Genomic DNA, 19,298 nt, shown 5'->3' on the forward strand with positions numbered 1-19,298 from the left:
AGTCAAGGGGATGAGCTTGGAGTTAACGCGCCATGCCCATAATCGCGCACCACATGCGCAACCCGGATGCGATAGCCCGCAAACAGATCGTTTTTGCCACGATTTTGAGCTGCACGATGGTGAGCGTGCGTGCGCCATTGGGCGATGGCTTCCTCATTTTCAAAAAATGAAAGCGAGAGAAACTTACCCTTTTCCGCAAGGCTTTCAAAACGCTCCACACTGATAAAGCCTTCGATCTGCTCAAGCTCTGGCTTCAAATCTATCGCAATATCGAAATAGCTTTTCGCGTGATCAGCTTTTGGCTGCACTTCAAAGATCAACGCAATCATTTGTGCACCCGTCCTGACGCGAGCTTCAGGAAGGTGCGCTCTTCTTTCAGGATGAATTTTTCACGTTGGGCAAATTGATAATTTTCCTGCCCCAGCGGGTCTGCTGCCAAGCGCGCACGATAGGCTTCATAGGCGGCAAGGCTTTCGATGGAATAGACACCATAGGCCAACGTGCTTGAGCCTTCATGGGGTGCATAATAGCCAAACAGGTCTGCGCCACAGCGGGGAATGGCTTCACCCCAATTGCGGGCATATTGCTCAAACTGTGCCTTTTGGGTCGGGTCGATTTGATATTGAATAAAACACGTAATCATAAGATCTCCTTTTGCGAGGAGACCTTAGAGATTTATCCAATCGGGATGGTTCGATACTGGTCGAATTAGGCGCCAGCCACCGCTTCGATTTGGCCTTGCTCCAGCTTGGAGGCCACAATCACCGCTTGGGTGCGGCTGTCCACATTCAGCTTTTGCAAAATGGCGGAAACGTGGGCTTTCACCGTGGCTTCAGATACGCTTAGTTCATAAGCGATCTGTTTGTTCATCAACCCGTCTGAGAGCATCATCAACACGCGCACTTGTTGCGGGGTCAGCGTCGCCAAGCGTTTGGTATATTCCGCGATCTCGGCTTGCCCATCATCAAAGGTGAACCCATCCGGCACCCAGATACCGCCTTCAAGAACGGTTTTCATAGAGGATTGAATGGCGTCCGCATCGGTTGATTTTGGCAAAAAGCCAGAGGCACCCAAATCAATGGAGCGCGACATGGTTTGCTGATCATCACTGGCCGAAACAATCATCACCGGAATATCAGGATATTGCGCCCGCACCAGCAACAGGCCCGAAAAACCACGCACGCCTGGCATGGCCAAATCCAACAGCACCAAATCGCATTCGCGATTTTGCTCTAAAAGGCCAGTCAAAGCTTCAATATCGCCAGCTTCCTCAATCAGAGCGTCGCCATAATGGGTTTCAATGGTTTGCCGCAAAGCTGCGCGAAACAGCGGGTGATCGTCGGCGATAATGATGCGCGTTTGTGCCATTTACTTATCCGGTTGGTCCCGATTATTTTGGTTTAACTGACATTTTATTGGCAAACAAGTCGCCTTTTGACCAGCTTGTCATTGTTCTGTCATTAAATGCTTAATCATCGGTGAGGCCAGCATCCACCATACCAGCAATAATTTGCTCAACCCGTTCCAGCTCCGCCAAGCTCATTTCAATGGACTCGCGCCGCTGTTTCAGCAACAGGCGTTGCGAGCGGATTTTGTTGAGCGCTTCGCGCATTTGCCGCTCATTGCCGTCACGCAATTCATAGCTTTCCAGAAAGTCTTGAATTTCGCGGATGGTCATGCCGATCTGCTTGCCGTTCAAAATCAGGCGCAATTTGGTGCGGTCTTTCTTGGAATATAGGCGCTTCTGCCCTACCCGCTTTGGCTTGAGCATGCCCTTATCTTCATAAAAACGCAGCGCGCGATGGGTGAGGCCAAAAAAATCTGCCAAATCACCAATGGTGTAAACATAGCCCGCCAGATTGTGGGTGTCGTTTGGTTTTTCGCGCGTTGGGGTCGACATAATGCTCGGCCTATTTGGTTGACCACCGCCCCTCACTGGGCGATGAAACGGTTTGTCATCTTCTTATGGCATGACGGGCAAATCTTAACAAACACTTGTGCGTTGGCATCTCAAAAGTCAAAAAAATCTACTGATTTTCAGTAAATTTTCCCAATTTGCAGCGAATATTGGCGCAAATTAACAGCTTCTTTACCAAGGTTGTTAAAAGGTATGGGTGTTCGAGAACTCAAACATGCGTGCTGATTTGCCTGTACGCGATATGGATAGAAGATGCCAAACCGTCGGTTCCCTACGCAAAATACCCCCTCCTACACACAAGGCTCAAATGGGTCGAGTGAGTGGGATGCCTTAAAAGGTGAACTTGAAGGATTGCTGGATCAGGTCCACGGGCAAATTGCCGAGTTTGAGCACAAGCAAGATATTCGCCAACATCAATATGAGCCTGTGCGCCGCTATGGCACCGACGATGGTGCGCGCCATTTTATGCAGCACGACCAGATGAATGAGGATTTGGGCGGACAGGATCCGCGCCGGCAAGATGCATTGCGTCAGGTGCAAACTGCCGTGGCACGCATGGACCGCAAGCAATCAGCACAGCGTCACTCTATGAGACAAGATGATAATGACCCAGTTGGGTCTCGGTTGGACCGGGCCGTTGCGCAAATTCGTGCCCGCCAAGGTCAATTGCGCCCTGCCAGCAGCCAGGATAATGCGCCAGCACCACGTTCGGCCCCAGCGCAACCCGCAGTTGCCCAACGGCAGGAAACGCCAGCTTATGTGCGCGAGATCATGCAGGGCATGGAAGGGTTGCACCGCAGCGTACGGGATTTGGCAAACCAGAATTTGCAGCATGATCCTGAACAGTTCAGCGCCAATTTCAACCAAATTGAGCAGCGCATTGGTGCGCTGGGCGACCTGATAGATCGCCACAGCGATCCCGCGCTTAAAGATATGGGCCATCGACTTGATCAATTGATGAAGTCCACTGAACGCTTGGCTGAAATTCAAATCAAGCAAATGGCGCAAATCGAAGAGTTTCGTGAAAGCAGCAAGACCCCGGATTTGAATCTGGATGGGTTGGAAAATGGTATTCACAATCTTTATGAGCGGTTGGACGCTTTGGAGCGCACCACCAGCGCACCGTCAAAAGAACTCGATACAATCGCCCGCTCTGTGGCGAGCATTGCCAGCGCTGTTGGCCATTTGCAAGAAGAGTCCATGGCGCAAAAGCTGCCAGAGATTTACGCGCAATTGCAGCAAATTGGCGACCGTATCTCAACGCTTGATGACCAGCACTCAACGCGCGTAACCGATCATATTCGCCGCGAAATGCAGGGCGTGCGCTCGGAAGTTACTGGTGCGCTTGAACCGCGTTTTGACTCCATTGAATCTCGCTTGGATGGATTGCAGGAAAATTTCGCCCAAGGCGCACCAGAAATGGCGCAGCCGGATTTGAGCGAACTGCATGCCATTGAACAGCGCTTGAATGATGCGATTTCCAGCTTGGACGCAGTGCGCTTTGAAGGTGGCGCGCCACAAGCCGACCAGAATAATGATGATGTGCTTGGTGCGCTGAGCGCAATGGAAGAGCGCTTGAACAGCGCCATTGAATCCATTGATCGCGTACAGCAAAATAATGATGCGCCTGCTGACAATTTTTATCAGAGCTTGAAAGGCATGGAAGATCGCATTGTAGATGCGATTAAAACTTTGCGCTCTGCCAGCGACCAATCTATGGCGCCACAAGCTGCAAGCTTGGACCTTGATGGGCTGAAAGCCATTGAAGCGCGTTTGGCAGCTCAATTGGAAGCACTTGATGAGCGCTTGCAAGCTGCGCCTGCTGCCGCTGCACCAGCGGCAATGGGTGGTTTTGACGCTGCGCCGCGCGCCGCAGCACCAGATCATTTTGCTGCTTGGGACGATGATAAAGACCAGGATGATGCGCCAGCGCCAATGGCGACCATGGCTGCGCCTGCCCCAGCACCATATGAGGCTGAAGAGTCTGCTGCCCCTGTTCCGTCGTTTGACGAAGCAATGGGGTTCGGCGAGCCTGAAGCCGCACCAGAGGAACCTGTTGGGCTTGGCTTTGCTGATCTTGGATCTTCCCCATCAGCACCTGAGCAAGATCAGGATGATGAGTTTGCCAAAGCGGGACTGGATACAGGTGCAGCTGCGCCTGCGGCCAATCCGCTGCCGATTGAAGCATCCGCGCCAGAGCTTGATGATCTGCAAGATGACGCTCCATCTGAAGAGCAAGTTGAAGAGGTGCCACAGCCACGCTCATCATTTGGCAGTGATGGCGGTGATTTTGGCGAAGGGCCACGTTCGCTCTCTGATTTAGATGATGCACCAGCCCCTGCGCCGCATGGGTTTAATGCACCAGAACCAAATGCAGCTGATGAGCAGATGTATGAAGGCCAAGCGCAAGACGATACATTGCACCACGCCCGGCAGAGCTTTATTGCCGCCGCACGCAGCGCAGCTGTAGCCAAGAATGACTCGCCAGAGCAAACCACAAGCCTTTTGGGCCGCGCCTTTGCACGCATCAAAGCAGGCAAAGAAAACAAGCCCGAAGAAGATGATGCATCTGAAAGCAAGCTGAATGCGGGTGAAAACCATCTGCACGCTGCAAGCGCCACCATTGAAGATGAAGCGGCGGAAATGGACGAAGCGGCCGAAGAGCGTCGCAAGCGGTTCATGATGCCCTTTGGCAGCAAAAAGAAAAAGCAAGACGCACCAGACGTTGAGCAAATTGATCCGCCAAAGAGCTCTTTTGATGATGAGCATCAAATCTCGTTGGATGGCCAGCCAGACCATCGCGATCTTCACGATGGCGAAGAAGATGAAGATGAGGCCAAAGAGAGCTTTTTGAGCCGTCATCGTCAGCCGATTTTGCTGGGCGCATCCATTGTGGCAATTGTTGCCATGACCGCCAATTTGATGAACCAGAATTCAGGCAGCAATTCTGCTCAAGCTACTGGCGATGCGCCAGCAATTATGGAGCCAGCGGAAGCTGACCTGTCTGCTTTGGAAGATTTGCCTTCGCCGCGCCAGATCGATATGACGCAAACCGCGCCCGTTGAAGTGGGTGATTTGGCCGCGCTGACCGATCAAAATGCATTGGCAGATCAAGACGTTGGCTTGGTGCCGCCCCATGCGGAGAATGTGGATCAAGATTTGACCACCGCCTCCATTTCACCTGCGCCAGAACAGATCGATTTGCAAGAATTGGTGGGCGATGTGGGGCCGGAAGGCTTGCGCATGGCTGCGGCTGCGGGCGATGTGCGCGCACAATTCGAAATGGGCGCGATCCTGATGGAAGGCCAGGCTGTGCCGAAGGATTCTCAAGCTGCCACCAAATGGTTTGAGCAAGCCGCCGCCGCGGGTTATGCCCCTGCGCAATACCGCCTTGCCGCCGCGTTTGAACATGGTATTGGCGTGAAGCAAGATATTGCGCAAGCCAAAGAGTGGTACAAGCGCTCTGCAGAAAACGGCAACCGGATGGCCATGCATAATTTGGCTGCGCTGTTTGCATCAGCAAATGAGAGCGAGCAAAATTTTGATAAGGCTGCCGTTTGGTTTAAACGCGCTGCAGATCAGGGCGTGGTGGATAGCCAGTTTAATTTGGGCATGCTTTATGCCCGTGGCCTTGGTGTTGAGCAGGATTTGAACCAGTCTTACTTCTGGTTTGCCCTTGCAGCCTTGCAAGGTGATCAGGATGCGAAGGGCGCCCGTGATGATGTGGCCCGCTCTATTGATGCTGCGCAGATGCAGGAACTCAAAGACCGCATTTCCAATTGGAAATCTGAAGAGGTTGCTTTGGGCTCCAACTATGCGCCAATCGGCACATGGGACCCTGAGTTTGATCCAGGCCCGGCTATCGACAAAAAAGAAGTTGTTTTGGGCGTGCAAACTGCGTTGCTTAAACTCGGCTTTTCAGTCGGCCAGCCTGATGGCGTGATGGGGCCGAAAACACAAGATGCAATTCGTGGCTTTGAACGTGCGCTGGGCATGAATGAAAGTGGCGAAATCAATCCGCGTTTGATGGCCATTTTGAGCAGCCAACCGATATAATTTTGCGCGAAACGGCTCGCGATTAGAAAATTCGAACCAAATCTTGGTTCTCACCAATTGACAGCCTATTGTGGCCCGGCCTAAACCGTGCGCACATGATTGCGCCGATCAGGGTGCGCATGGAATTATAGGATCGCGGTCTCGTGCAGCTTTATTTGCCCATTGCTGAACTCTCGCTCAACCTGTTTATGCTGGTTGGTTTGGGGGGAGCTGTGGGCTTTTTATCGGGCTTATTCGGCGTAGGCGGCGGCTTTTTGCTCACCCCGATGTTGATCTTTTCGGGCATTCCTGCCCCTGTTGCTGTGGCCTCGGTCACTGGCCAAGTTGTAGCGGCCTCCACATCGGGTGCCCTATCCTATTGGCGGCGTGGCGGCATTGATTTAAAGCTCGCGCTTTTTCTGATTGTCTCTGGTGTTTGCGGCGCATTTGGCGGCGTGTGGACCTTTGGGCAATTGCGTAGCGCTGGTCAGCTCGACCTTGTTATCTCTCTGGGATATTTGATCTTTTTGGGTTCAATCGGCAGCTTGATGCTGGTGGAAGCTGTGCGGTCCATCATCAAACATCGTCAGCAAGGCAACCCGCCCCCAACCAAACTTCCCGGCAAACACACTTGGGTGCATGGCCTGCCCATGCGCGTACGCTTTAAGCGCTCGAACCTTTATGTGTCGATTTTCCCGGTGATCCTGATTGGCGGCGGCATTGGTTTTCTCGGCTCTTTGCTTGGCATTGGCGGCGGCTTTATTTTGGTGCCTGCGCTGATTTATTTGCTACGCGTCCCCGGCTCTATCGTTATTGGCACCTCGTTGTTGCAAGTGTTGGCCATCATGGCGGCTACCACGATTTTGCATGCGGTGAACTCGCAGACTGTAGACATTGTTTTGGCCTTCACGCTGATGACTGGTTCTGTGATTGGCGCCCAATTTGGCGTTTCCGCTGGTCAATATTTGCGTGGTGATCAGTTGCGGGCATTGCTGGCCATTATCGTTTTGGCCGTTGCGCTGCGCTTTGCTTTGTCATTGTTGCTCACCCCAAGCGATCCTTTTTCTGTGGCGGTGATGACCAGTGTGGGAGGCGGCTAATGCGGTTGCTTCTTGCCCTTCTCACGCTTGCTGCAGTCACGATTGAAGCTTCTGCGCAACGGTTGGTGATGTCGACATCTGAGCCAGTGGTGTCCATCAGCTCGAACTTTGCGGGCGACACGATCACCATTTTTGGCACCATCGAGCCAGATGTGGGCGGCTCGGCCGAACAGGTGACCAACAATTATAATATTGTGATCTCTATCAAGGGGCCATCTGGCACCTATGTGGCGCGCAAGAAAACCCGGCAATATGGCATTTGGCTCAATGGCGAGCAGGAAGCCTATGAAGGCTTTCCGTCTTACTTCGCCTTGGTGTCTAGCGCCCCGCTTGAAAAGATCGCTGATCCCGGTGTGCTCAGCGTTGCTGGGTTGGCTTTCGACAGCGCCCCGCACATTCGCCCTGTGCGTCGCACACAGAACACCGATCCATTTGCGCAAGAGCTTATTCGCCTGATGAAAAAGCGTGGGCTTTACTCGTTAGACGAGCACGGGGTTCAGTTCCTATCGGACACATTTTTCTCGGCCCGTATTGCGTTACCCGCTCATGTGCCCAACGGCACCTATTTGGCAAACACATATGTGTTTCAAGAAGGGCAGTTGATCGACAATGCCCCGCAGCGCTTCACTGTGCGTACGGTCGGATTTGAGCGGTTCGTTGCGAACAGCGCTAAAGAATATTCTTTGCTTTATGGCGTGGTTTGCGTCATCCTAGCCATATTCACCGGTTGGTTGAGTGGGGTTGTATTTAGGAGATAATATGTCTCTTCCCATATTTTGGTCACGCACTGTTTCGTTGGCTGCCTTGGCAGGCTGGGTGCCCTTTGCCATGGGCTTTCTCATTGTTATCTTTCCCGGGCTTTCGCCTGTTGATCCCGTTGTTTTTGAACGGGCCTTGCTCGGCTATGGCGCGTTGATCCTGTCCTTTTTGGGCGGCGTGCGCTGGGGCATTCGCCTGCAAGGCGGCGCGGGCAGCGATCTCACTTATATTGTGGGTATTTTCGGATCTGTGGCCGGGTTTATTACCCTCTTGCTGCCGCTCACCATCGGCTTGCTCATCCTCACAGTTGGCTTTGGGATTCATGGGCTTTGGGACGTTTGGTCCGGCATTCGTGGCCGGGTGCCACCCGCCTATGCTCGGTTACGTCTTGTGATGACATGGCTTGTATGCGTCACCTTGGTGTTGATCCTGATCGCACGGTTGCTTGTCGGCCAATGATGGGATGTGCCATTCGGCTGGCGACCATTCGCGATGCCATTGCCCTTCAGGATATTTACACCCATCTCAACCCAGATGATCCAGCGGTGAGCCCTGCCCAATTTGAGCAAGACCTCGCAAAGCTGCTGGACGATCCAGATCGCCAAATCATCGTTGCTGAGATGGACGGTCTTATTGTTGCGAGCTGCACGCTGTTTATTTTGCCAAACCTTACCCGCGGCAATCGCCCTATGGCACTGATTGAAAATGTGGTCACCCACAAGCAATATCGCCGCATGGGATTGGGCAAGCGCGTGCTGCATGATGCGTTTGCGCGGGCGGAGAAAGCGGGCTGCTATAAGGTGATGTTGCTCACGGGCAGCACAACACAGGGTACGCTCGATTTTTATCTTGAAGCGGGGCTAACACAGGATAAAACTGGTTTTCAGAAACGGCTCTAGCCTTTGACCAGATATTTCGCGCTCACCGGATAAATCTGATCGCGGCCAATCGCGAATATCCGCATTTCATCTTTATTGATCACAGGCTTGAACGCCGGGTTCAACACATTGAGGTTGCCCGTGGAAACGCCGTAAGACGGCATGATCAGCCGCGCTTCATCAAACACAAAGCATGGGCGTTTGGTGGAGCGTCCATTGATGCGGATGCGTGCGCCGGGGTGCAGATGGCCTGCAATTTGCGGCGCGAACCTAGCGTCTGGCTCGTGTGACAAGGTCAGGCCATCCATAAACAATTCATCGCAGCAATGGCCGCCCAAATCATGGGCGCTTGGGTCGTGATTGCCAGCAATCCAAATCCAATCATAATGCGCCACGAAGCTGGTGACCAACTCACGGTCGTGCGGCAGCAAGGTGGTGGTGCCTTCATCCCGATGGAAACTATCGCCCAGTGAGAAGACGCGGCTTGCGCCTGTTTGGGTCAAGTCACGCTCTAGCTTGGCCAGCGTGGCCTTTGTGTCGTAAGGCGGCAGAAACTGGCGTGATTTGGCGAAGGACGACATTTTCTCCAAATGCAAATCCGCCACCAACAGCGCATTTTGGCTCGGCCAATATAGTGCGCCAGAGAGCAGCGGCACAAAGTCTTGCCCGCCAAAACTCAACATCACTGGTTCTTGTTTTTGCCGCACTGCAGCGCTGGTCATTTCAACGCCATCCGATATTGCACCACGCGGTCCACTTCTTCAAAGCCCACGGCTTCGTGGGCGCGATGGCCATCAATATTGGTCAGTTCAGCATCAGATGCCAAATGCGGATAGTTTTTGGATTTTGCCCAAGCGATTGCCGCGTCGACCAGTGCTTTGCCAACGCCCATGCCGCGGGCCTTATCACCTACGAACCAGCCTTCCATATAGGCCACGGGCCCATCATAACAGCCATCCGCATAGATGCGTTCGCTGATCTCTAGGAACGCACAGACGTCGCCATCGACGACACCAACAAATACAATTTTGAGGGTCAGATGCTCACCCGCCATAAAGGCTGCTGTTTCTTCTTTCGCCTCATCGAAGGAGATGCGGAAGAGTTCGGCGCGCATGCGTGCCCAATGGTCTTGTTCTTCAGGCCGCATTTCGCGGATTTCAGCTTTGCTCATTGTCCTGTTGCCTCGCGCATCAATTCTTCTGCCGCTTCCACCAACACGCTTTCGCGCCCTTCACCAAAGATTGGCTCCTTGCCAATTTCCAGCATCACCGGCACCGCCAGCGGAGAGATTCGGTCCAGCTTTTGATGAATAATATGCCGTTTGATCCGCTTTAAACAATGGCCAAGCCGCTCAATATCCAACAAGCCGCGCGCGGCATCGCGCCGCGTGGCCTGCATTAGAATATGGTCAGGCTCATGCTCATAGAGCACATTGTAAATCAGGTCAGACGACATGGTCATTTGCCGCCCGGTCTTTTCCTTGCCCGGATGGCGGCGCTCAATCAGCCCGGAAATAATGGCGCAATTGCGGAAGGTGCGGCGCATCAGGCTGGATTCATCCAGCCAATCTTCCAGATCATCCCCCAGCATATCCTCAGAAAAAAGTTCATCAAGGCTCAAGCGTCCAGATTTAAATTGATGGCCAATGTCGGTAGCGCACCAAATTGCCAGCGCATATTCGGAGGCGACAAAGCCGAGCGGTTTGGCGCGGTCACGCTCCAACCGTCTGGTCAACAACATGCCCAAAGTCTGGTGAGCCAGCCGCCCTTCAAAGGGGTAGCAGATCATGAAATATTTATCGGCCTTGGGAAAAGTTTCCACCAACAGGCTTTCCTTGCCCGGCAGCAGCGACACGTCGCGCTGAAGGCTCAGCCATTCGCGCACCTGATCGGGCAGCACTTTCCAGCTTGTGGGGTCCGCCAAGGTTGCCCGCACCCGCTCTGCCAAATAGGTCGAGAGCGGAAATTTGCCGCCCATATAGGACGGGATTTTCGGGTTATTGTTATAAGAGCGCGACACATAGGCTTCATTATCGCGAATGGCTTCGAACGCCACCATTTCGCCACCGAACAGAAAGGTATCGCCGGGCATCAATTGGCTGAGGAAATATTCCTCCATCTCGCCCAGAACGCGCCCGCCCCGGCCAATCGGCCCCGTGGTCGCGCCGCGCTTATGGGCTTTGGAGCGCACCAACCGTACTTTAAGCATCGGCTCTTCCACAATGGTGCCTACATTCAGCCGATATTGCTGCGCCACTTTCGGGTGGGAAATACGCCATGTGCCATCGGCGGTTTTGCGCAAGCGTGCGTAGCGCTCATAGGCTTTGAGGGCATAGCCACCTGTCGCCACAAACTCGATCACACGATCAAACAGATCACGACTAAGCTCGCGATAGGGCCATGCGCGTAATGTTTCTTCATATTGCGCATCCGCATCAAGCGGATCGCTGCAAGCCATGCCCAGAATATGCTGTGCCAGCACGTCCAGCCCGCCAGGCTGTGGGTCTTCACTGTCCTGTGCGCCCTCCTCTGCAGCCTCCACCGCCGCCTCGCATTCCAGCACTTCAAAACGGTTTGCGGGCACCAGAATGGCGCGCGAAGGTTCGTCCAAACGGTGGTTGGCGCGGCCGATGCGTTGCAGCAGACGTGACGAGCCTTTGGGTGCACCGATTTGCATCACCAAATCCACGTCGCCCCAATCGATACCCAGATCGAGGGTGGACGTACACACCACCGCCCGCAATTTGCCCGCGACCATCGCCGCCTCCACCTTGCGGCGTTGTTCGACATCCAGCGAGCCATGATGCAGGGCGATGGGCAGCGAGTCCTCATTCAATTCCCATAGGGATTGGAACAGCAATTCCGCCTGTGAGCGGGTGTTCACAAACAATAGGCTGGTGCCATTATCCTTGATGATGTTCAGTAAATCCGGCACCGCATATTGCGCCGAATGGCCCGCCCAAGGCACGCGATCATCACTGGCCAAAATAGACAATTGCGGTTTTGCCCCGCCTTGGTGGGTGACCATCGCCACCTCGCGTTGCGGGCACGGGGCAGCAATCCAATCGCGCAACATTTCCGGGTGCGCCACGGTGGCCGACAGGGCCGAGACTTTCAGATCAGGGCAGAGCGTGCCCAGTCGCGCCAAACCGAGCGCCAGCAGGTCACCGCGTTTGGACAAGGCCAGCGCGTGGAGTTCATCCAACACCACGCGTTTGATGTTGCCGAATAATTTTGGCGCTTCTTGATGCGACAGCATCAGCGCCAATTGCTCTGGCGTGGTCATCAAAATATGTGGCGGGTCGAAGCGCTGGCGTTGACGGCGCGAGGATGGGGTGTCGCCCGTGCGGGTTTCTACGCGCGCGTGCAGCCCCATCTCTTCAATCGGATTGATCAGGTTACGAGCCACATCCACCGCCAAGGCTTTGAGCGGCGAAATATAAAGCGTGTGCAGACCTTCATGAGGCGTTTCGGCCAAATCGCAAATGCTGGGCAAAAAGCCGGACAGGGTTTTCCCCGCCCCGGTGGGCGCAATCAAAAGTGCCGATTTCCCGGCTCGGTCGGCCTCTAACATATCAAGCTGATGGGCGCGTGGTGCCCAGTTTCGGCTTAAAAACCAGTCGCGCACAATGGGTGGCAGCCCCCAGCTTTGCGAAAACAAATCCGGAGCGGCCGCAAAAGAATCAGATTGATTTCTTGTTGTTTTCGCCATCGTGCTTATATTTCACAAATGAGACGCCATCGCGCCAGCTTAAATTCGACAAAGGGGACAAAAATGCCTGAACATGATCACACATATGATGCTGATGATCGGAGAGATCGCAACAGATCGAACGGCAAACAGTTTATCAAGCTGGTCCTCGCTTCTTTGTTGGTTGGCTTTGTCATGTATCAATCCGGCCTCACCCCGGGTGATATTTTTGGCGGATTTGGCCGCTGGGTTGGCTCGATCTTCTCTGATTTTGGCTCCACCATCGGCACTGTTGCCATTTGGTTTGGATATGGTGCGGCGGTTGTTTTCCCACTTTGGATTCTTATTCGCATTCTCAAGTCCTTTAAGTAGGTCAGAACGCTTTACAGCCAAAAATAAACACTGTTAGAAAAGTGGTCCCACCACTTTTCGGAGTCGTTTACGATGGCGCACCACGATTTTTCTGACGCAAGAACCATTTTCATCACTGGCGCAACTTCTGGCTTTGGCGCGGCAACCGCGCGGTTGTTTGCGCAAAATGGTTGGAAGATCGTAGCTACAGGTCGGCGCGAAGAGCGGTTGAAGGATCTCCAAAGCGAATTTCCTGAAGGGCAAGTTCACATCGTTCAGATGGATCTGACTGACGAGGCATCCATCAAATCGGGTATTAATGCCCTGCCTGAAAGCCACAGCACTGTGGATTGCTTGTTCAATAATGGCGGTTTGGCACTTGGTGTAGACCCGGTTCCCAACGTATCGCGCGAGCAATGGCGCACCATGATTGACACCAACATTATGGGCGTGTTGGACGTGACTTTGAACTTGCTGCCGCACCTGAAAAAAGCTGGTAAAGGCGCAAGCATTGTCAATGTTGGCTCCATCGCGGGCAGCTTTGCTTACCCCGGCGGCAATGTTTATGGCGCCACAAAAGCATTCACCCATCAATTCTCTTATAATTTGCGCAGTGATCTTGCAGGCGGTGATATTCGCGTCACCAGCCTAGAGCCGGGCATGGCCAAGTCAGAATTCACCTTGGTGCGCACAGGCAGCGAAGAAGCCAATGAAAAGCTTTATGAAGATGTTCTGCCCTTGGTGCCGCAAGATATTGCGGAGATTGTTTGGTTTCTCGCCACGCGCCCTGCCCATGTGAACATCAACTGCGTTGAAGTGATGCCGATTGCCCAAACACCAAGCGCGCCCACCATCACGCGCGGCTAGTTCCCTTGCGCCCTTCGGCGCGCCTTGAAAGCGTCTGACATGACAGCCAAAACCTACCCGTTTGATGTGCGGCACAAAGATGTGTGGTACATCGCTTTGCCCACGGCCCTTGCGTTCGTTACCGAGCCTTTGCTCGGCATTGCCGACACCACAATTGTGGGGCGCTTGGGCGAAGTGGATTTGCTGGGCGGCTTGCTGCTGGGTGGGTTGGTTTTCGACTTTATGTTCGCCTTTTTCTACTTTTTGCGCATGTCGGTCACGGGTCTCACTGCCCAAGCCTTCGGCGCGCGTGATGAGGCAAAGCAAACAGCGCAATTGGCGCGAGGTTTGGTGATCGGGTTGGCGGCGGGACTATTGATCTTGCTGCTCGGCGGTCCTCTCGCCCAGTTCGCCAAAGTGGTTTATGGTGCCAGCGACGCGGTGAATGCGGCCTTTGACCAATATTTCTTCATCCGGCTTTTTGCTGCGCCCTTCGCGCTTATGAACTTTGTGTTGGCAGGCTGGTTTTTGGGCCGCGGTCAATCCATCACCGCGTTGGCGCTACAGGCAGGTTTGAATATCACCAACATCATCGTGTCTTATGTGCTGGTGTTCCAGTTTGATATGGGCATTGCTGGCGTGGCATGGGGCACGGTTGCCGCCACGGTCATTTTTATGACCATCGGCGTCTTTGTTGCCATTCACACGCTCGGTGGTTTTTCTCAGTTGGCGCGGCGCTTGGATGAAGCCAATTTGTTGGACAAAGCCGAGATCAAAAAGATGCTCTCTTTGAGCAGCAATATTTTGTTGCGTTCGGTCACCATAAATGCGGTCTTTTCGTTCTTCGCCCGCGAAGGGGCGCAGGCAGGCGATGCGGTTCTCGCCACCAATGGTATTTTGCTGCACTTTTTGATGGTCGCCGCATTCTTTTTAGACGGGCTTGCCGCCGCGTCAGAACAATTGTGTGGCAAAGCGATTGGGGCGCGATGGAAGCCTGCTTTCTTCAGCGCCATCAAGCTGTCGTCCCTATGGGGCTTTATCTTGTCGGGCTGTTTGACGGTGATTTTCATCCTCACCGGGCCTATGATCATTGACTTTATGTCCACCAGTGACGTGGTGCGCCAAACCGCACGCGACTTTTTGTGGCTCGCAGCCCTCGCCCCTGTGTTTGGGGTGCTGGCTTTTGTGTTGGATGGCGTGTTTGCTGGCGCGGCCATGGGCAAAGATATGCGCAATGGTATGATGTTGTCCGCTGTCGCCTTCTTCGCGATTTGGGCGATTGCAGTGCCGCTTTGGGGCATTTATGGGCTATGGCTGGCGCTGCATGGCTTTTTCATCGCCCGCAGCGTGATCTTTTTGTGGCTGTTGATGCGGCGCGTGCCGAGCTTATTTGAGGAAGATCATCCCGAGCAGGCAGCGGCTTAGATTTCAATCTTGCCGCTGGCCCAATCGTCGGTTTTGGTGCCAGAAATGTCTGCAACGCTCTTGTAAGAATGGCGCATCATCTCGCTGACCAGCCCTTTTTTGATGCTCGTCATCAATTCCATGCCGCCAAACACCAGCGCAGAATAAAGCTGCACCGCGTCCGCCCCGGCTTCGAATTTGGCCAAAGCGGTTTCGGCGGAATAAATGCCGCCCACGCCGATGATCGGCATATCTTTGCCCACGCGTTGACGCATCTGGGCCAGACGCTGAGTGGAGAAATTGAACAATGGCTTGCCGCTCAGGCCGCCCGCTTCATCTGCATTTTCCGCACCCTCTACCAAATCGCGGCGGATGGTGGTGTTGGAAATGATCAATCCATCAAGATCGAGCGTTTCAATAACAGACGTGATTTCGTCCATTTCCGTCTCGCTCAAATCGGGCGCAAGTTTTAAAAATACGGGCACGCGAACTGAAGCGCGGCTGCGCTCAGCAAGCACTTCGGTCAAAAGCCGTTTTAGCGCTTCTTTGCTTTGCAAATTGCGCAGGCCTGGCGTGTTTGGGGATGAAATATTGGCGGTTAGATAATCTGCGATCGGGGCAAAGCGCTTCACGCCTTCCACATAATCAGCCACAAAATCTTCACTATCTTTATTGGCGCCCACATTGATGCCAATGGTGGTGCCGGGCTGCTTGTTGCGCGTCAGGCGTTCAAACGCAGCTTCATGGCCTTCATTGTTGAAGCCCATGCGGTTGATCACGCCCATATGTTCGGGCAAGCGGAACAGGCGCGGCTTTGGATTGCCATCTTGCGGCCGCGGGGTGATGGTGCCCACTTCCACAAAGCCAAACCCGATTTGAATCAATTGGTTTGGCACTTCTGCATTCTTATCAAACCCGGCGGCCATGCCGATTGGGTTTTTCAGTTCCAGCCCTGCAAGTGAGGTGGTCAGGCAGGTTGGATCAGCCTCTTCCTGTTCCGGCACCGCGCCCAATTTCAGCGCACTAATGGTGGTACGGTGGGCTTGTTCTGGGTCCAGTTTCAGCAAAGCGTCCCGCGTTAGATTTTGAACCAGCGGGTTATTCAGCAATTTAGAGATGTATGATTTCATTTATCGTATATCGTCGGGCAGAATAAACTGTCCGTTCTCGTCAGTTTCGAGCGCGTGGGTTTTAAGCACATGCGCTATATTTAATTCGGAATAGAGATGCGGAAACAAATCGCCGCCGCGCGAAGGTTCCCACTTCAAATGATTTTCAACGCGCTCTGCATCCACATAAAGAAGCACAAGATCTGACTGCCCTGAAAAATGCTTTTCCAAGGTTTCGCTCAATTGTGCTGCAGTGGAGAAATGCATATAGCCATCTTCATGATCAATCGGCATACCCGCATAAAGGCCAGTGTCTTTGGCCGCCTGATAATCAGCATTGGGGCAGACTTTATAAATGATCATGGGTGTTAAACCCTAAATTGTTTAATTCACCAAAGGCTTAGTCCTTTCCATCGGAAAGTGCAAGCGAAGTTAGGCCTTTTTACTTTACAAATTTACCAAGAATAGTTACCAAGAGATAGGATTTTAATCCGTTTTTGCGAATCTATTCCTGTAACGACAGGGTCCAACCATGATTTCTCATCGCAATATTTGGAACGCGATTGACGCTTTGGCAGAGCGCAAAGGGCTCTCTGTGTCTGCGCTTGCGCGCCTTGCGGGTTTGGACCCAACCAGCTTTAATCCGTCTAAACGCACCAGCAAGGATGGACGCGAACGGTGGCCTTCTACCGAAAGTTTAGCAAAAATTCTCGATGCGACCAATGAGGATATGGATGGTTTTCTGGCTGGCGGTGGCGTCTATACCCAGCCTGACATTCATGAACATCCCATCCCATTATTGGGATTTGCACAAGCAGGCGCTGGCGGTTTTTTTGACAGTGGCGGCTTTCCGGTTGGCCAAGGGTGGGATGAAGTGCATTTCCCCGTTGGACCGGACGCAAATGCCTATGCGTTGGAAGTGAGCGGCGACAGCATGCTGCCCCTCTATCGCGATGGCGATGTGATCATCGTTTCGCCCACCGAACAGGTGCGCCGCGGCGACCGGGTGGTGGTGCGCACGCAAGATGGTGAAGTGATGGCGAAGATTTTGCATCGGCAAACTGCCAATCAGGTGGAGCTGCATTCCATCAATCCAGAGCATGAGCCACGCATCATCAAATCCAAAGACTTGGATTGGATTGCCCGTATTTTGTGGGCCAGCCAATAGCGCTATAATTGCGCCAAAACTTGCGATCTGTAAGAACGCCCAACGGGCACTTCCGCCCCATCTTTTAGCTCTAAAAACAACCGACTATCGCGCCAGATTTTTTGCGTCACCGCATCCAGCGCCACCCAATGGCCGCGATGCACGCGCAAACCGGGATAAGCGTTCAGCTCTTCTTCTGCCTGTTTTAAACTCAGCAAAATCAGGGTTTCGCCCTGTTCGGTTTTCACCTGCAAATAATGGTCGGCACTTGAAATGGAAATCAGCTTTTGCCCCAGTTTTGCGGGCAATCGTTTTAAAAAGGCGATTGGTTGCTCTTCCCCGGCCTCGACCACTTCGGCTTTGCGATGGGTAAAATGCAGCAGCAACACCAGTGCAAAAAGAACTGGCCACAGCACTTTCGCCTCAGCGATCACATTGCCCAGTGTGAGCGGAAAGTCCGCAAAAAACTGGCTCGCGAGGGATACCGCGCAGAAGGCAACAATCGGCCATGAGATGATGAATACGCCTGTGCTCACCGTCCAGCTTGGCATCCATGTGGTCAGTGGGCCGCGCTGTGCCGCGCCGAAGATCAGCACGGTCGGTGCCCAGATCATCATAAGCCACAAGGTCCAATAGGTCGCGCGGGTGAGCAAAGGCAGATAGAAGGTGCCAAACGGCCCGGTCATCGCCAAGCTGGCGGCGATGGCGAGGAAGAACAGCAGCCGCCGCACGTCTAGAAAATCACTCTTTTGAAAAAGCTGTTGCAGTGCCATTGGTTGTTGCCGAATTTTTATTGGTCCCTCATGCATCCTGAATTGAACCGTTTCTTTCTCCCCAATTCAATCCCTTTGTTTTTAAACGAATTGGGAGAGTTCAATTCCATGATCAATAAATGGAAATCAATCATCATCGCGATCAGCCTTTGCAGCCTTTCTGCTGAGATCAGCCTTGGCAACGACGCGCTTTATAAAGCGGTGCAGGATCAAAATGCAGAGATGGTGCAAAGCGAACTGGCTGCGGGTGCCGACGCAAACTATTTCAAAAAAGGCGCCTTCACCGCGCTGGGCATGGCTGCCTATAAGGGTGACGCGGAAATCGCAAAACTGTTGATCGACGCAGGCGCAGATGTGAACCAGCCTGTACGGCCCGGCAGTGAAGATCGTCCGCTTTCGCTGGCCGCTGTGTCCAGCCGCGACGCTGCAGACCTTATTGCCTTGCTGATTGAAAGCGGTGCCGAAACTGAGTTTGAGAGCGGTGAATGGGTGATGACGCCATTGCAGTTGGCCATCATGAACCACCGCACCGATCATGCCTTGGCCTTTATCACCGCCGGAGTCGACTTGAATGCGCCAGACAAGGTGGGCGATCCGTCCCTGCATGGGGCGATTTATCAACGCAATGAAAAGGTGGTACGGGCGCTCTTGGAAAATGGCGTTGACCCGGCCGTTCTCAATAATGATGGGTTGAATGCGTTTCAATTCTCCAAGAAGTGGGAGCGGGAAAGCTTCGCGCTACCACTCTTGAAGGAATATCATCCAGAGTTTTGTGGCTCTAACCCTTGCGACATAGAATAAAATATAAACGTCGCAAAAATCTGCGCTCTGCTCGCAGAGCGCGGGTATTTCTCGCGCCGCTGTCGGCCGGTGCGCTTGCTGCATAAAACACAGCTTATACCCACCTCCTCCCGTCATCCCAAGGCTTGACCTTGGGATCCATTTCACGTGTACCAAACCGCAAGCCGACAGCTTCTTTTCTCTGTAGGTGCCAAGGGGACAGGTGAATTGGATTGCAAGATCAAGTCTTGCAATGACGCGGGGGAGATTGACGTGTCCGTCCTCGGCGCCTCCCGGCATTTTCACATGCCGCCACCGGACGCTGGCGCGTCCGTCCCCGGCACCCCCGCCACTTTTCTTACCGCCGTCGTTCGCTGCGCTCACTTCCCCGGCACCCCCGCCAGATGGTGCCCCGATTTCGCACCGTGCAGGGCATAGCATCACCCTCTCACGTCATTACTGGACTTGATCCGGTAATCCATGTAGCGGCAGCATTGAGCAATGCAAT

At 53.5% G+C, this 19,298-nt stretch carries 20 protein-coding genes; 10 read left to right on the forward strand and 10 right to left on the reverse strand.

The window, feature by feature from the left end:
- Window positions 1-2 precede the first annotated feature (2 nt).
- From ATL17_RS10455 to ATL17_RS10470, 4 genes are all read right to left on the reverse strand, one after another.
- Window positions 3-329: an antibiotic biosynthesis monooxygenase family protein gene (locus ATL17_RS10455; RefSeq protein WP_133572740.1), complete on the reverse strand. Its 327-nt coding sequence runs from the start codon at window positions 327-329 to the stop codon at window positions 3-5.
- Entirely contained in the window at window positions 326-643 is a 318-nt protein-coding gene (locus ATL17_RS10460) for an NIPSNAP family protein (RefSeq protein ID WP_133572741.1), read from the reverse strand. The genes ATL17_RS10455 and ATL17_RS10460 overlap by 4 nt, the downstream gene beginning before the upstream one ends.
- Before the next feature lie 65 nt (window positions 644-708).
- Window positions 709-1,368, reverse strand: coding sequence for a response regulator (locus ATL17_RS10465; RefSeq protein WP_133572742.1), 660 nt, complete (start codon window positions 1,366-1,368; stop codon window positions 709-711).
- Window positions 1,369-1,468: 100 nt separating this feature from the next.
- Window positions 1,469-1,900, reverse strand: a complete 432-nt coding sequence (locus ATL17_RS10470) for a MerR family transcriptional regulator (protein ID WP_133572743.1) — start codon at window positions 1,898-1,900, stop codon at window positions 1,469-1,471.
- 270 nt (window positions 1,901-2,170) lie between these two features.
- Between ATL17_RS10470 and ATL17_RS10475 the strand changes: the two genes are divergently transcribed.
- The 5 genes from ATL17_RS10475 (at window position 2,171) to ATL17_RS10495 (ending at window position 8,711) form a co-directional block, all read left to right on the forward strand.
- Window positions 2,171-5,974 (forward strand): peptidoglycan-binding protein, encoded by a 3,804-nt coding sequence (locus ATL17_RS10475; RefSeq protein ID WP_133572744.1) that lies wholly within the window; start codon window positions 2,171-2,173, stop codon window positions 5,972-5,974.
- Window positions 5,975-6,117: 143 nt separating this feature from the next.
- Window positions 6,118-7,053: a sulfite exporter TauE/SafE family protein gene (locus ATL17_RS10480; protein WP_133572745.1), complete on the forward strand. Its 936-nt coding sequence runs from the start codon at window positions 6,118-6,120 to the stop codon at window positions 7,051-7,053.
- Window positions 7,053-7,811, forward strand: coding sequence for a TIGR02186 family protein (locus ATL17_RS10485; RefSeq protein ID WP_133572746.1), 759 nt, complete (start codon window positions 7,053-7,055; stop codon window positions 7,809-7,811). The genes ATL17_RS10480 and ATL17_RS10485 overlap by 1 nt, the downstream gene beginning before the upstream one ends.
- Before the next feature lies 1 nt (window position 7,812).
- Complete coding sequence (locus ATL17_RS10490; protein WP_133572747.1) at window positions 7,813-8,271, forward strand: DUF3429 domain-containing protein; 459 nt, start codon at window positions 7,813-7,815, stop codon at window positions 8,269-8,271.
- On the forward strand, window positions 8,211-8,711 hold the full coding sequence (locus ATL17_RS10495; RefSeq protein WP_246028685.1) for a GNAT family N-acetyltransferase: 501 nt from the start codon (window positions 8,211-8,213) through the stop codon (window positions 8,709-8,711). Before ATL17_RS10490 ends, ATL17_RS10495 begins: the two co-directional genes overlap by 61 nt.
- On the opposite strand, the gene pdeM is transcribed toward ATL17_RS10495, so the two are convergent.
- Genes pdeM through ATL17_RS10510 form a run of 3 tightly spaced genes read right to left on the reverse strand, consistent with a single transcriptional unit; the run spans window position 8,708 to window position 12,401 of the window.
- Complete coding sequence (gene pdeM, locus ATL17_RS10500; RefSeq protein ID WP_133572748.1) at window positions 8,708-9,412, reverse strand: ligase-associated DNA damage response endonuclease PdeM; 705 nt, start codon at window positions 9,410-9,412, stop codon at window positions 8,708-8,710. The two genes, ATL17_RS10495 and pdeM, sit on opposite strands and share 4 nt — an antisense overlap.
- Window positions 9,409-9,861 carry a GNAT family N-acetyltransferase gene (locus tag ATL17_RS10505; protein ID WP_133572749.1) on the reverse strand — a complete coding sequence of 151 codons (453 nt, stop codon included), beginning with the start codon at window positions 9,859-9,861 and terminating at the stop codon, window positions 9,409-9,411. The genes pdeM and ATL17_RS10505 overlap by 4 nt, the downstream gene beginning before the upstream one ends.
- Window positions 9,858-12,401: a ligase-associated DNA damage response DEXH box helicase gene (locus ATL17_RS10510; RefSeq protein ID WP_133572750.1), complete on the reverse strand. Its 2,544-nt coding sequence runs from the start codon at window positions 12,399-12,401 to the stop codon at window positions 9,858-9,860. The genes ATL17_RS10505 and ATL17_RS10510 overlap by 4 nt, the downstream gene beginning before the upstream one ends.
- A gap of 63 nt (window positions 12,402-12,464) precedes the next feature.
- On the opposite strand from ATL17_RS10510, the gene ATL17_RS10515 reads away from it, so the two are divergent.
- The 3 genes from ATL17_RS10515 to ATL17_RS10525 all read left to right on the forward strand — a co-directional run bounded on the left by ATL17_RS10515 (window position 12,465) and on the right by ATL17_RS10525 (window position 15,002).
- Window positions 12,465-12,752 carry a DUF6460 domain-containing protein gene (locus ATL17_RS10515; RefSeq protein ID WP_133572751.1) on the forward strand — a complete coding sequence of 96 codons (288 nt, stop codon included), beginning with the start codon at window positions 12,465-12,467 and terminating at the stop codon, window positions 12,750-12,752.
- A gap of 72 nt (window positions 12,753-12,824) precedes the next feature.
- Window positions 12,825-13,598, forward strand: coding sequence for an SDR family NAD(P)-dependent oxidoreductase (locus ATL17_RS10520; protein ID WP_133572752.1), 774 nt, complete (start codon window positions 12,825-12,827; stop codon window positions 13,596-13,598).
- Between the two features lie 39 nt (window positions 13,599-13,637).
- A complete protein-coding gene (locus ATL17_RS10525; RefSeq protein ID WP_133572753.1) occupies window positions 13,638-15,002 on the forward strand; it encodes an MATE family efflux transporter in 1,365 nt (454 codons plus the stop codon).
- Here the strand turns inward: ATL17_RS10525 and ATL17_RS10530 are convergent.
- Window positions 14,999-16,111, reverse strand: a complete 1,113-nt coding sequence (locus ATL17_RS10530) for a quinone-dependent dihydroorotate dehydrogenase (RefSeq protein WP_133572754.1) — start codon at window positions 16,109-16,111, stop codon at window positions 14,999-15,001. The two genes, ATL17_RS10525 and ATL17_RS10530, sit on opposite strands and share 4 nt — an antisense overlap.
- Window positions 16,112-16,453: a DUF952 domain-containing protein gene (locus ATL17_RS10535; protein WP_133572755.1), complete on the reverse strand. Its 342-nt coding sequence runs from the start codon at window positions 16,451-16,453 to the stop codon at window positions 16,112-16,114.
- A 169-nt stretch (window positions 16,454-16,622) separates the two neighbouring features.
- Here ATL17_RS10535 and ATL17_RS10540 point away from each other — a divergent pair, with 169 nt between their 5' ends.
- Window positions 16,623-17,258: a S24 family peptidase gene (locus tag ATL17_RS10540; protein WP_133572756.1), complete on the forward strand. Its 636-nt coding sequence runs from the start codon at window positions 16,623-16,625 to the stop codon at window positions 17,256-17,258.
- 2 nt (window positions 17,259-17,260) lie between these two features.
- Here ATL17_RS10540 and ATL17_RS10545 read toward each other — a convergent pair whose 3' ends face one another.
- The gene (locus ATL17_RS10545) at window positions 17,261-18,010 is read right to left on the reverse strand and encodes a LytTR family DNA-binding domain-containing protein (RefSeq protein WP_166639000.1); all 750 of its coding nucleotides are present in this window, start codon (window positions 18,008-18,010) and stop codon (window positions 17,261-17,263) included.
- A 108-nt stretch (window positions 18,011-18,118) separates the two neighbouring features.
- Between ATL17_RS10545 and ATL17_RS10550 the strand changes: the two genes are divergently transcribed.
- Window positions 18,119-18,811 (forward strand): ankyrin repeat domain-containing protein, encoded by a 693-nt coding sequence (locus ATL17_RS10550; RefSeq protein WP_166639001.1) that lies wholly within the window; start codon window positions 18,119-18,121, stop codon window positions 18,809-18,811.
- Window positions 18,812-19,298 lie beyond the last annotated feature (487 nt).

Source organism: Maritalea mobilis, assembly GCF_004363175.1.
In the GTDB taxonomy this organism is placed as follows: Bacteria; Pseudomonadota; Alphaproteobacteria; order Rhizobiales; family Devosiaceae; genus Maritalea; species Maritalea mobilis.